The organism is Sulfitobacter sp. SBS6 (assembly GCF_048285585.1).
GTDB lineage: Bacteria > Pseudomonadota > Alphaproteobacteria > Rhodobacterales > Rhodobacteraceae > Sulfitobacter > Sulfitobacter pontiacus.
Map to the genome: position 1 here is coordinate 169,144 of NZ_JBLWBA010000004.1, position 12,694 is coordinate 181,837.

At 61.6% G+C, this 12,694-nt stretch carries 12 protein-coding genes; 7 read left to right on the plus strand and 5 right to left on the minus strand.

Annotation, left to right across the window (positions count from 1 at the left end; genetic code table 11):
• The first annotated feature begins 25 nt into the window (after nucleotides 1-25).
• The 4 genes from ACNQ62_RS02090 (at nucleotide 26) to ACNQ62_RS02105 (ending at nucleotide 3,256) form a co-directional block, all read left to right on the plus strand.
• Complete coding sequence (locus tag ACNQ62_RS02090; protein WP_037942621.1) at nucleotides 26-799, plus strand: DUF6478 family protein; 774 nt, start codon at nucleotides 26-28, stop codon at nucleotides 797-799.
• 9 nt (nucleotides 800-808) lie between these two features.
• Nucleotides 809-1,180, plus strand: coding sequence for a hypothetical protein (locus ACNQ62_RS02095; protein WP_132997826.1), 372 nt, complete (start codon nucleotides 809-811; stop codon nucleotides 1,178-1,180).
• A 73-nt stretch (nucleotides 1,181-1,253) separates the two neighbouring features.
• Nucleotides 1,254-1,916, plus strand: a complete 663-nt coding sequence (locus ACNQ62_RS02100) for a potassium channel family protein (protein ID WP_005850470.1) — start codon at nucleotides 1,254-1,256, stop codon at nucleotides 1,914-1,916.
• 77 nt (nucleotides 1,917-1,993) lie between these two features.
• Nucleotides 1,994-3,256, plus strand: a complete 1,263-nt coding sequence (locus ACNQ62_RS02105) for a TrkH family potassium uptake protein (protein ID WP_418094205.1) — start codon at nucleotides 1,994-1,996, stop codon at nucleotides 3,254-3,256.
• An 81-nt stretch (nucleotides 3,257-3,337) separates the two neighbouring features.
• On the opposite strand, the gene ACNQ62_RS02110 is transcribed toward ACNQ62_RS02105, so the two are convergent.
• The 3 genes from ACNQ62_RS02110 to gpmI are packed head-to-tail and all read right to left on the minus strand — an operon-like array spanning nucleotide 3,338 to nucleotide 7,323.
• Complete coding sequence (locus ACNQ62_RS02110; RefSeq protein WP_418094095.1) at nucleotides 3,338-4,675, minus strand: S41 family peptidase; 1,338 nt, start codon at nucleotides 4,673-4,675, stop codon at nucleotides 3,338-3,340.
• A 3-nt stretch (nucleotides 4,676-4,678) separates the two neighbouring features.
• Nucleotides 4,679-5,809 carry a murein hydrolase activator EnvC family protein gene (locus ACNQ62_RS02115; RefSeq protein ID WP_132997825.1) on the minus strand — a complete coding sequence of 377 codons (1,131 nt, stop codon included), beginning with the start codon at nucleotides 5,807-5,809 and terminating at the stop codon, nucleotides 4,679-4,681.
• The gene (gpmI, locus tag ACNQ62_RS02120) at nucleotides 5,806-7,323 is read right to left on the minus strand and encodes a 2,3-bisphosphoglycerate-independent phosphoglycerate mutase (protein ID WP_418094096.1); all 1,518 of its coding nucleotides are present in this window, start codon (nucleotides 7,321-7,323) and stop codon (nucleotides 5,806-5,808) included. The genes ACNQ62_RS02115 and gpmI overlap by 4 nt, the downstream gene beginning before the upstream one ends.
• A gap of 185 nt (nucleotides 7,324-7,508) precedes the next feature.
• Between gpmI and ACNQ62_RS02125 the strand changes: the two genes are divergently transcribed.
• From ACNQ62_RS02125 to polA, 3 genes are all read left to right on the plus strand, one after another.
• Nucleotides 7,509-7,688, plus strand: coding sequence for a zinc-finger domain-containing protein (locus ACNQ62_RS02125; RefSeq protein ID WP_005850479.1), 180 nt, complete (start codon nucleotides 7,509-7,511; stop codon nucleotides 7,686-7,688).
• Between the two features lie 50 nt (nucleotides 7,689-7,738).
• Nucleotides 7,739-8,368, plus strand: a complete 630-nt coding sequence (locus ACNQ62_RS02130) for a TIGR02117 family protein (RefSeq protein ID WP_418094097.1) — start codon at nucleotides 7,739-7,741, stop codon at nucleotides 8,366-8,368.
• Nucleotides 8,369-8,487: 119 nt separating this feature from the next.
• The gene (polA, locus tag ACNQ62_RS02135) at nucleotides 8,488-11,286 is read left to right on the plus strand and encodes a DNA polymerase I (RefSeq protein WP_418094098.1); all 2,799 of its coding nucleotides are present in this window, start codon (nucleotides 8,488-8,490) and stop codon (nucleotides 11,284-11,286) included.
• Nucleotides 11,287-11,310: 24 nt separating this feature from the next.
• On the opposite strand, the gene ACNQ62_RS02140 is transcribed toward polA, so the two are convergent.
• Together ACNQ62_RS02140 and ACNQ62_RS02145 are read right to left on the minus strand one after the other, a co-directional pair.
• Complete coding sequence (locus tag ACNQ62_RS02140) at nucleotides 11,311-12,066, minus strand: hydroxypyruvate isomerase family protein (protein WP_418094099.1); 756 nt, start codon at nucleotides 12,064-12,066, stop codon at nucleotides 11,311-11,313.
• Nucleotides 12,067-12,115: 49 nt separating this feature from the next.
• Nucleotides 12,116-12,694 (minus strand): DUF1285 domain-containing protein, encoded by a 579-nt coding sequence (locus ACNQ62_RS02145; protein ID WP_418094100.1) that lies wholly within the window; start codon nucleotides 12,692-12,694, stop codon nucleotides 12,116-12,118.

Sequence of the window (12,694 nt, forward strand, 5' to 3'; positions counted from 1 at the left end):
CATTCGTAATCGGGGCAACAGGCACATGCGCAAACTCGGGAAAAAGCTGATCGACAGCGCCTTGATCGCGCGGTTTACCCGCCGCTGGTCCGCCAAAGCCGACCGTGCCCCCCAGACAGAACTGTCCGTGCTGCGCAAACAAGCAGGTCAAGCACGCGCCTTGCGTCGGCATCTGGACAAGCTGATCTACACCGCCGAAGACCGGCTTGCCCTGCCCCGCATCGGCTCTAACAAGTTCTCTCGGCCCCATAACACCGATTGGTCCTGGCGCCCGCAGCTTTGGCGCGCGCCCTTGACCAAATCGGGGCTGTCGTCGGTGCAATCCAAGGCGACCATGGGCGATGAGGTCACGATTTTCCACGACTGCACCCTGTCCGAACTCGGCATCCGGCAAATCCGCAACCTCGAAGAAAACCATCTGGCACCCTATGGGCTTCGGCTTGAGGTCTACCGTTTCGACGGGTCTTTCCTGTCGCTGGTGCTGGACCTGCAGGATGATTGCGTTGACGGGATGAAGCGCACGCATGTCCTGCGCGTGGACGCCGTAATCGAGATGGAGAAACCGATCGAGATTTTCGCCCGCCTGAACATCCGCCACGGGCCCAACACCGAACAGATGGTGCAGGAACTGCCGGTGAACAAATCCGAGGTCACGGCAGAATTCGACCTCGCCTATTCCAACCTGAACGAAAAACGCGTCGAGAAAGCCTGGATCGACCTGATTTTTGAAGGGCCCGAAATGAACCAGATCATGCTGCGTGACCTGACCTTTTCGCGCCGCCCCCGCGCCCAGTTGTAGGAGCCCCGCATGAGCAACCTGACCCTCACCAAAACCCAGATGCGCGACGGCACCTGGCAAGGGATCGTGACCGGCGCGGACGATACCAAACCCGATCTTGCGGTCACCCACGCCGATGCCGATGTCGCGGGGGTGCAGTTGGAACATGACGCGTCATCGGATCACTGGGTGCTCAGCATCCCTGTGCCCGCAGCCGCAATCGCCGATGGGCTGCATACATTGCTGGTGGTCGACCGCGCGTCTGGCGCGACATTGGCCAGCATCACCCTGATCGGGGACGAGGTCACCGGCCCCGATTTGCGCGCCGAGGTGGATTTGCTGCGCGCCGAGCTTGATATGCTGAAACGTGCGTTCCGGCGGCACTGCGTCGAAACGACCTGACGGCGCTTGCTTGCTTGCCCCTGTGACGCGATGTATCCCTTGGCAAGACTGAGCCCTTCAGAGGACCCTCGTGATGGCAGTGAAAAGACGGACTATCGGCGTGATCGGCCTTGGCAACTTTGGCTCTACGGTCGCAACCGAACTGCAGCGTTTTGGCAACTACGTGATCGGCGTGGACCTGAACGACCAACGCGTCAGCAACCATGTCGAAAAGCTGAGCCAAGCCGTGATCGTGGACGCCCGCGATGATGCCGCCCTGCGCGAGGCCGGGTTGGGCGACTGTTCGATGGCGCTGGTCGCCATGGGCAGTGATCTTGAATCAAGCATCCTGTCGGCCATCAACCTGAAACTGCTGGGCGTCGAGACGATCTGGGCCAAGGCCAAGACAAAAACGCACCACCGCATCTTGTCGAAACTGGGTGTCGACCGCGTGATCCACCCCGAAGTCGAAGTCGGCCAGCATATCGCGCAGGTGATCCACAATCCCTTGGTGCGCGACTATGTCAGCCTCGGGAACGGGTACCACGTGGTCAACTTCCGCATCCCCGAAGCGCTTGAAGGCAAATCGCTCGAGACGTTGTCATACGGCAAGAAGTTCGACCTGCGCTGTCTGGGCGTGATGCGGGGCACCGAATATATCGGGCGCGACGGGCTGGACTGCACGTTGCAACGGGACGATCTATTGATCCTGCTCGGGCAGCGCACCGACCTGCGCAGCTTTGCGGCAAGCCTTTGAAGCTCTTTTCAAGGTCACAGAAAAGCGCGTGGCGGCTTCTGCCCCCGCCCGCCGTGCTTGTGTTGATCTATCTGACGATGGTGGTTCTGGGCGGATTGATCCTGTGGACTCCGCTGGCGAATACTGCGGGGATCAGCCTGTCGGACGCGCTGTTCACCTCTACCTCTGCTGTTACGGTGACGGGGCTGGCGGTGGTCGATACCGGCACCGCCTTTACCGGCTTCGGGCAGGCGGTCATCGCACTTTTGATCCAGATGGGCGGTTTGGGGTTGATGACCTTTGCCGTTCTGGTGCTGTCCGCGCTTGGTATCCCTTTGGGGATGCCGCAGCGGATTATCCTGCGCGAGGACCTGAACCAGCCCAGCATCTACAATCTGACCTCGCTGGTGATGGCGATCCTGAAGATCGCCATTATGGCAGAGCTTATCGGCGCTGCCTTGATGGCCTTTGTCTTCGTGCCCGAATTCGGGCTGGCGCAGGGGCTCTGGCATTCGGTGTTCCTAAGCATTTCTGCATTCAACAATGCGGGGTTCGCGCTGTTCCCCGACAGCCTAAGTAACTGGGTCAGCGATCCGATTATCAACGTTGTGATCCCCGCCCTGTTCATCATCGGCGGCATCGGGTTCATCGTGCTGGCCGATATCTGGGAAAAACGCAGCTGGCGACGGCTCAGCCTGCACAGCAAGCTGATGCTTACGGGCACGGTGGTGCTGATCCTGCTGGCTTGGGCGCTGTTTGCAGCACTGGAATGGCGCAACCCCGCGACCTTGGGCCAGTTCGGCAGCCTTGGCAGCAAGCTTTGGGCCAGTTGGTTTCAGGCCGTCACCCCACGGACAGCGGGCTTTAATACGCTTGATTACGCAGAGGTCCACGAGAGTACTGCGTTGATGACCATGACGCTGATGCTGGTCGGCGGCGGCAGCACGTCGACGGCGGGCGGCATCAAGGTGACCACGCTTATCGTGCTGATCCTCGCCACCGTGGCCTTCTTCCGGCGCAGCACCAGCCTGCATGCTTTTGGTCGGTCGATGGGGCCGGATGAAGTGTTCAAGGTCATGGCGCTGACCACGATCAGCATCCTTCTGGTCCTGACGGGCATCTTCATCATGTCGATCAAACATGACGGAGAGTTCATCGACCTCGCGTTCGAGGCAACATCGGCCTTTGGCACCGTCGGCCTGTCGCGCGGTGCCACGGCAGAGCTTGATAGCACCGGCCGCGCGATGATCATGCTGATGATGTTTCTGGGCCGCGTCGGCCCGCTGACCATCGGGTTCTTTCTGGCGACGCAATCGGTGCCCCGCGTGCGCTACCCCGAAGGCAAGGTCTATCTGGGCTGAACACCCGCCCTTGGCCCAACAAAAAAGACCGGCCCGCCTATCTGCGGACCGGTCCTTAATGCGAAGGCGTGATCGCCGCGCTTACTTCTTCGGGCCCAATGCGGACAGACCCTTGAGGATGTCGATGGCATAGGCCAGCTGGTAATCCTCTTCCCGCAAGGACGCAGCTTTTTCGGCCTTGGCGCGGTCTTCCATGATCTGGTCGACCTGATCGTCGGTCAGGCTGTCATTGTTCAGGCTGCCGCGCAGGTCTGCTTCGGACCGCAGGGGGCGTGCTGTTGCATCCTCTTCCTCGGTGTCCGCAGGCTGTGCGGGTGGCTGGGCGACGATGATGTCGGGGGACACGCCAAGTGCCTGAATGGAGCGGCCCGACGGCGTGTAGTACCGCGCTGTGGTCAGGCGCATCGCCCCTTCACCGCGCAGCGGCATGATCGTCTGCACCGACCCTTTGCCAAAGCTTTTGGTCCCGACGACAATCGCGCGACGGTGGTCTTGCAGGGCACCGGCAACGATCTCGGAAGCCGAGGCAGAGCCGCCGTTGATCAGCACCACAATCGGCTTGCCTTCGGCCAGATCGCCGGGGGTGGCGTTGGTGCGGTCGCCATCCGCGGCATCACGGCCACGGGTGCTGACGATCTCGCCTTCTTCAAGGAAAGCATCCGACACGGCGATAGCCTGATTCAGCAGACCACCGGGGTTGTTGCGCAGATCCACGACAAAGCCGCTGACATTCTCGATGCCGCCAGCGGCCTCGACCTGCTCTTCCAGCCCCTCTTTCAGCTTGGGGTAGGTCTGTTCGTTAAAGGTGGTGACCCGCAGCACAACCGCGTTGCCTTCGGTACGGGCGCGCACCGCGGTCAGCTGGATGGTATCGCGCACCAGCGACACGTCGAAGGGTTCGGTCTCGCCTTCTCGCACCACGGTAATCTCGATCTCTGATCCCACCGGCCCGCGCATCAGCTCGACCGCGTCATCCAACGTCAGCCCCAGCAGGCTTTCGCCGTCCACATGGGTGATGAAATCGCCCGCTTCGATACCCGCCTCAGAGGCAGGCGTACCATCAATAGGGGAAACGACTTTGACGAAACCCTCTTCCTGCGTCACCTCGATGCCGAGACCGCCGAATTCACCACGGGTTTGGTCGCGCATCTTCAGCGCGTCTTTCGGCGACAGGTAGCTGGAGTGTGGATCAAGCGAGGTAAGCATACCGTTGATCGCGGCCTCTACCAGCTCTTCGGTGTCGACCTCTTCGACGTATTGCGCGCGGATGCGCTCAAAGATGTCGCCGAACAGATCAAGCTGTTCATAAACGTTGCTGTTCTTTTCAGTTTCCTGTGCCAGCAAGGGGCCCGCAATCTGCGTCGTGGCAATTACCCCTGCCAGCGTACCGCCCACGGCAGCCATCACGAACTTCTTCATCGTTTATCCATCCTTATCAGTTCGGAACCAGTCTGACGGGTCCTGCGGAACATTGTTCTCTCTTACTTCTATATAGAGCGTTTCTGAACGCTCCACGCCAGCCCCATCACCATTTGGTGACAGCGCCTGTTGATTTACGCCGGCCGGGCCGCCCATAAGGCCAATCGGCGTCTCTGCCCCGATCACCTGCCCTGCCTCGCCATAAACCACATCCAGCCCTGCCAATACAAACAACGCCCCGGCCCGAGGTTCAAGAATGACCACGTTTCCAAGGTCCAGCAGCGGGCCGGTGTAGCGGATTGTCGCCGCCGTGGGCGATGTCACGATGGCACGCGGGCGGGTCGCGAGGATAATCCCGGGGCGCGTCACCCCCGCCGCATCGGTTTCATTGGCGCGGCGCAGGATCACGCCCTGTACCGGCAAGGTCAGGTCGCCCTTCTGCCCTTCGAAATCGGCGGGCGCATCCGCAATCGGGTCCGAGGTCATCTCGGACAGGCCGCTGGCGAACCCCGATAGCGTCTCCGAGGTCGAGATCAGGATCGCGGTGCGCACCGGGTCTTCGTTGAAGCGTTTGGGCAGATCGGTCCGGTTGGCCATCGCCTGATTAAGCTCTGTCCGGGCGCGCTGGATTTCCGTCAGCCCGTCCTGCAAGCGCTGTGCCGCATCGGTCTGAAGCGCGCGCAGGGTCTGCACGTCTTCAAGATCCTGCCGCAAGACATCGGCGCGGGTGTTCAGCGCCGGTGTCAGCTCTGCCAGCAGCATACCCGCGCGCGCCGTGCCAACGGGCCCTTCAGGATGCAGGAACAAGGTGGGCGACGGGTTACCGCCGATGCTTTGCAACACGCCCAGCAACTGCGCGACCTCGCCATCGCGGGCCTGTAGCTTCTTGCTCAGCTGCGCCTCGTTGATGGCTGCCTGACGCAGCCCCTCGCGCATGGCCCCAAGGCCGGTTTCAAACGCCTGAATCGTCTGGGTCAGCGCCTGCACGCGGTCCCGCGCCCCATCTGCGGCGTCCAACTGGGCAGAGGCCGCTTCAAGGTCGGCCATCGCGCGACGCGCCTGTTCTGCCGCCTCGGTCTGCGCAAAAACGCCGACGGGCCAGAACATCAGGGCAAGGGCGCAAAGGCGGATCATTCGAGCAGCGACTTTCCCGTCATCTCGGCCGGTTGATCCAGCCCCATCAACTGCAACACTGTCGGCGCCAGATCGGCCAGACGACCGCTGCGCAGGCTGGCCCCATCGGGCCCGCCGACAACCGCCACGGGCACGGGGTTGAGCGTATGCGCCGTATGCGCCCCACCGGTTTCGGGATCGATCATCGTTTCGCAATTGCCGTGGTCCGCAGTGACTATCATCGCGCCGCCGACATCCTCTAGCGCCTCAAGCACGCGCCCAAGGCCGGTATCCACCGCCTCGCAGGCCGCGATGGCGGCATCAAGATCACCGGTATGCCCCACCATATCGGGGTTCGCGTAATTCACCACAATCAGGTCGTAGCGGTCCTTGATCGCTTGCACGAAACAGTCGGTGACTTCCGCGCAAGACATCTCTGGCTGCAAATCATAGGTCGCCACATTCGGCGACTTGGGCATATAGCGGTCCTCGCCCGTTGTGGGTGTTTCCTCGCCCCCGTTCAGAAAGAACGTCACATGCGGGTATTTCTCTGTCTCGGCCAAGCGGAACTGTCGCAGGCCGTGCTGTGCGACCCATGCGCCAAGCGTATTCACGATCTCGGGCTTGGGGTACATGGTGGTCATGAACGCCCCATGCGCGTCGGAGTATTCCGCCATGCCCATCACCGCAGACCACGTTGGCCGCGCACCTGTGTCGAAGGCATCAAACTCCGGATCCGCAAGCGCCGACATGATTTCGCGCGCGCGATCGGCGCGGAAATTCAGGCAGAAGATCCCATCGCCGTCCTGCACGCCGGTGTAGCCATCCAGCACCGTGGGCGTGATAAATTCATCGTTTTCGTCCAAACCATAGGCATCATTCACCGCATCGCGGGCGGTTGGGGCGGCACTGCCCTTGCCCTGCACGATCGCCTCATAGGCTTTGGCAACGCGGTCCCAGCGGTTGTCACGGTCCATCGCGTAATAACGCCCCGAGACGGTCGCGATGCTCGCCCCGTCGGGCAAGGCGGCTTGCAGCGTCTCGAAATACCCCAAGGCCGAGCGCGGCGCGACATCGCGCCCGTCGGTCAGCGCATGGATAACCACCGGAATACCTTGCGCCCGCAGCGCACGCACCGCGGCAATCATATGTGTCAGGTGCCCATGCACCCCGCCATCAGAGACAAGCCCCATCACATGCGCCGTGCCGCCGGTCTGTTTCAGCGTCTCGGCAAAGTCCAGCAACGGTTGATGGGTGGCAAACGCGCCTTCCTCGATCGCAAGATCGATCTGTCCGAGATCCATCGCGACGACACGACCAGCCCCGATATTGGTATGCCCCACCTCTGAGTTGCCCATCTGCCCCTGTGGCAGCCCCACATCAGGCCCGAAAGTGGTCAGCGTCGCCGAAGGGCAGCTTTGCATGATCCGGTCGACATGCGGGGTCTTTGCCAGAAGAGGCGCGTTGCCCTGAGGGTCATCGCGCAGGCCCCACCCATCCAGAATGCACAATACGACAGGTTTTGGGGTGTTCATCCTGAGACCGCTCCGCAGGTTTACAGTGGTTTTCCGTCTTTTAGCGGCTCTGTCGCCGATGGTGAACCTAATTCAACGCAGTTTACAAACTTGTAAGCAGAGGGCGGCCAAATCACACGGCGCACCCTTGCCCTGCCTGCGCGGTTTGGTCATAAGATGGGCGCATCAAAGCCAAGGACGACAGCATGACATCCCAAGCACCGGAAACCCGCATTGTGAACACCTGGCGCGTCGCCTGTGACGGCAGCGAAGGCGCCTTGGGGCACCCGCGCGTCTGGCTGCAAATCCCGCAAGACAAGGGCTGGGTCGAATGCGGGTACTGCGACTGCAAGTTCATCCACGCCGAGTTTGAGGGCAAGGTCTGACCAAAGCGCTACGATGGCTGGGCGCGCTTGCGCTTTTGCCCGCGTGCTTTGTGCTTGCCGCAGTGATCGGTGCCCTCTGGGCCGCTCCTGCCTCTGATGAACCGCACGCGGTGCCAACGCGCGAGGTGCTGCTGGTCCACGGACCCATCCACTATGATCTGCTGATCCCGATTGATGATATCTCGGGCCCGCGGTTTGCCGCGCTCGAGACGCTGGGTCTGCCGCTATCGCACCCCGATGCGCGGTGGCTTGTCATCGGATGGGGGGCGCGCAAGTTTTATACGGAAACCCCCACCTATCGCGAATTGAAACCCGGCAATGTCTGGCGCGGGATTATCGGCGACGACGCGGTGCTGCGGATTGATGTCATTGGCCCCATCGTCCCGACCGCCAAACGCCGGACCGTGACGATGACCGAAGGCGCGTACCGCAGGCTGGTCGCGAATGTCTGGTCGGCGCTTGACCTCGGCCCTGACGGGCTGCCTCAACGTGTGGATGTGGATGGGTATACCGCCACCGATGGATTCTTTGCCGCCAAGGGACGCTTTAGCATCCTGCGCACCTGCAACGTCTGGATCGGCGACCAACTTCGTGCGGCAGGGCTGCGGTTCGGACGCTGGACGCCGCTCCCCTTGTCAGTGAGCCTCTCCTGGCGCCTTTACCAAAGCGAGCCCCGCTAGGCAGGGACGCTCCGCGGGGAGTTTATTTGGCAAAATGAAGCCGGTCGCGGGCAATTGGCCGCTGGAGAGTTTGCCGGCTTCGTGGCACAAGAAAGCTTGTCTGAAAGAGGAGCACCGACATGTCCGGCACATTTGGCAAAGGTCACCATCTGCATCTGATCGACGGGTCGGCGTTTATTTTCCGCGCCTATCACGCGCTGCCACCGCTGACGCGCAAGTCGGACGGGCTGCCGATTGGTGCGGTGGCGGGTTTTTGCAACATGTTGCACCGCTATGTCGAAGGCAACACAGGGCCGGATGCACCGACCCATGTGGCCGTGATCTTTGACAAGGGCAGCCATACTTTCCGCAATGACATGTATGACAAATACAAAGCCAACCGCGAGGCCATGCCCGAAGACCTGCGTCCGCAGATCCCGCTGACCCGTACCGCCACCGAAGCGTTCAACATCGCGTGCAAGGAAAAGGAAGGTTTCGAGGCGGACGACATCATTGCCACGCTCGCCGTGCAGGCACGGGCCGCGGGCGGGCGCTGCACCATCATCAGTTCGGACAAGGATCTGATGCAGCTGGTCGGCGGCGGCGTCGAAATGCTGGATGCGATGAAAAACAAGAGCATCGACCGCGACGGTGTGTTCGAGAAATTCGGCGTCTATCCCGATCGTGTGGTGGATGTGCAGGCGCTGGCGGGCGACTCTGTCGATAACGTCCCCGGGGCACCCGGGATCGGGATCAAGACGGCCGCTTTGCTGATCAACGAATATGGTGATCTGGATGCGCTGCTGGAGCGCGCGAGCGAGATCAAGCAGCCCAAGCGTCGCCAGACCCTGATCGACCATGCCGACCAGATCCGCCTGTCCCGTGATCTGGTCAAGCTGGACGAGAACACGCCGCTGGACTTCACTCTTGAGGATCTTGAGGTGCGCGACCCTGATGCAGATCAACTGCTGGGCTTTCTGGCCGAGATGGAGTTTCGCACCCTGTCCAAACGTGTGGCCGAGGTGCTGGGGAAAGAGGCCCCCACCATCGCCGAGGCACCGGTCGCTGCAGATGCCCCGGGTGCGGCGGATGTGCCCTTTGACGCAGAGCTCTATGAACACGTCAGTGACACAGCGGCGCTACAGGCCTGGATCGACCGCATCTACGAATTCGGCTATGTCGCCGTCGATACAGAGACCACCGGGCTGGACGATATGGTCGCGCAGCTTGTCGGGGTTTCGCTTTGTGTCGAACCGGGCAAGGCCTGCTACATCCCGCTCATTCACAAGGCGCGCGGCAGCGATGATCTGTTCGGGAGTGATGATCTCGCCGAGGGGCAGATCCCTACCGAAGAGGCGCTGCGCCTGCTGACCCCGATGCTGGAGGATCCCTCCATCCTCAAGATCGGGCAGAACATGAAATACGACAGCAAGATTTTCGCTCAGCTTGGGATCAACGTCGCGCCCATCGACGACACGATGCTGCTGTCCTACGCGATGCACGCCGGGCTGCACGGCCACGGCATGGACACGCTGTCTGAACGCTATCTGTCGCACACACCGATCCCGATCAAGCCGCTGCTGGGGACAGGCAAATCCGCCATCACCTTTGATAAGGTGCCGCTCGCCGATGCGGTGAAATATGCCGCCGAGGATGCGGATATCACTCTGCGGCTGTGGCAATTGTTCAAACCCCAGCTCCACCGCGTCGGGGTAACGAAGGTTTATGAAACGCTTGAACGCCCGCTTGTGCCTGTGTTGGCGGCAATGGAACGCTCTGGCGTGAAGGTGGACCGCGATACGCTGAGCCGGATGTCCAACGCCTTTGCCCAGAAGATGGCAGGGCTTGAGGACGAGATCTATGAGCTCGCCGGGCGCAAATTCAACGTCGGCTCGCCCAAGCAGTTGGGGGAAATCCTGTTCGACGAGATGGGGCTGGAAGGCGGCAAGAAAGGCAAGACGGGGGCCTATGCCACCGGTGCCGATGTGCTTGAGGACCTCGCGACAGAGCATGACCTACCTGCGCGGGTGCTGGACTGGCGGCAGCTGTCCAAGCTGAAATCGACCTATACCGACGCGCTGCAGGATCACATCAACCCCGACACAGGCCGTGTGCATACGTCCTATTCCATCGCGGGGGCGTCGACCGGGCGGCTGGCCTCGACCGATCCGAACCTGCAAAACATCCCGATCCGGTCCGAAGAAGGGCGCCGCATCCGCGAGGCCTTTGTCGCAGAGCCGGGCAAGGCGCTGGTCGCGCTTGACTATTCCCAGATCGAGCTGCGGATACTGGCGCATATCGCAAATATCCCCGAGCTTAAGCAGGCGTTTCAGGACGGCATCGACATTCACGCGCTGACCGCTTCGGAAATGTTCGGCGTGCCGCTGGACGAGATGACCTCGGACGTGCGTCGTCAGGCCAAGGCGATCAACTTTGGCGTGATCTATGGCATCTCGGGCTTTGGTCTGGCGCGCAACCTGCGTATCCCGCGCGCCGAAGCACAGGGGTTCATCGACCGCTATTTCGAACGTTTCCCCGGCATCCGTACCTATATGAATGACACCAAGGCTTTCGCCAAAGAGCATGGCTTTGTGCAGACGCTGTTCGGGCGCAAGATCCACACGCCCGAGATCAGCGCCAAGGGCCCCCGCGCCGGTTTTGCCCAACGGGCGGCCATCAACGCGCCAATTCAGGGCACCGCCGCCGATGTGATCCGCCGCGCGATGATCCGCATGCCCCATGCGATCAAGGATCTGCCTGCCACCATGTTGTTGCAGGTCCACGATGAATTGCTGTTCGAGGTGGAGAAAGGGGCCGAGGACGATCTGATCGCCGCCGCGCGCCAGGTGATGGAGAATGCAGCCGATCCGGTGGTCAAACTGGACGTGAAGCTCGACGTGGATGCGGGCGTCGGGGCGAGTTGGGCGGAGGCGCATTAATCGCCTCTGAAGTACCCCCTGCGGCTAGCTGAGTGTCATCCAGCCGAGGCTGTCCTCGGTCCGTGGGCCGGGGATATATTCGCCACTGACCCAGCCGCGATACCCCGCGCGACGCAGGGCGGCGAAGAGCGCGGGGAAATCAACCGTACCCGTACCGGGCGCGCTGCGATCGGGCGCGTCGCCAAGCTGCACATGTGCGATCAGGTCTTTGTATTGATCGAACACCGCCACCGCGTCGCCGTGGATCATCTGCGCGTGGTAGCTGTCATACTGCAGCCGGACGTTCGGCCGGTTCACAGCACGCAGCACATCGGCGGCAAGCGCGTAGTCGTTCATGAAATACCCCGGCATCGCGACGGGGTTCAGCGGTTCGACCGTCAGGGTAAGCCCCTTGGGCGCGATATCAGCCGCCCAGATCAGATTGTCGATGAAGGTTTGCCGCGCCAGCGCGCCTTGCCCATTGCCCGCCATGACATGCAGATAGCGGACCTTGAGCGCGGTGGCATATCGAAACGACCGCTGGATATCGGCGCGGAAACGGGCCGCCTGTTCGGGCACCGCGGCAAAGCCCTGTGCGCCGCCGGTGTAATTGGGCGGCGGGGCGTTGATCAGGATCAGCTGCAAGCCGTTGGCGACACAGGCGCGCAGCGTCTCTTTGGCGGCCAGATCATAGGGGAAAAGCACCTCTACGGCGGTAAATCCTGCCTTTGCGGCGACGGCAAAACGGTCAAGATAGGGCAGCTCGGGCCACAGCAGAGTAAGGTTCGCGGCTGGCTTCATGAAGGATCATCCGGTTCGGGCCGCTATTGTCGCGCTTTGGCAGGCAGGATCAATCGGGCAGTTCGTCCGAGGGGATAATACCAAAGAAGCTGCCGCCCGACCATACGCCGAACCAGCCGTCGTGATGCACGCCAAGCTCGACCAACCGGTAAAAGCTTTTGCGGTCGATCAGCGCCTCCAGGTTGCGGCGGACACGGACGTAGGGCGCGGGTTCACCATCTTCGGGGTCGCGCTCAACTCGGATCGGCAGATCGGGGCCTGCGACGGCGATGTCTTCCAGATTGGTCTGGAAGGTCAGCCTCTGGTCGGTGCCACTGCCTTCGGCCTCGAAATCGATGGCGACAAAGGGGGCGTCCTCGACCTTGATGCCGACCTTTTCAACCGGCGTCACAAGGAAATAATCATCCTCTTCGCGGATCAGAATCGATGCGAACAGCTTTACCAGCCCGATGCGTCCGATGGGGGTGCCTTGGTAGAACCAAATGCCGTCGCGTCTGATCTCCATGTCCAGATCGCCACAAAACGGGGGGTTCCACTTTTCAACCGGCGGCAATCCGCGTGTTTTGGCGGCGGAAACAGAGGCGGCAAGGCTTTCTGCTGTCGGGGTCACGGTTTTTTGTCCACTCAT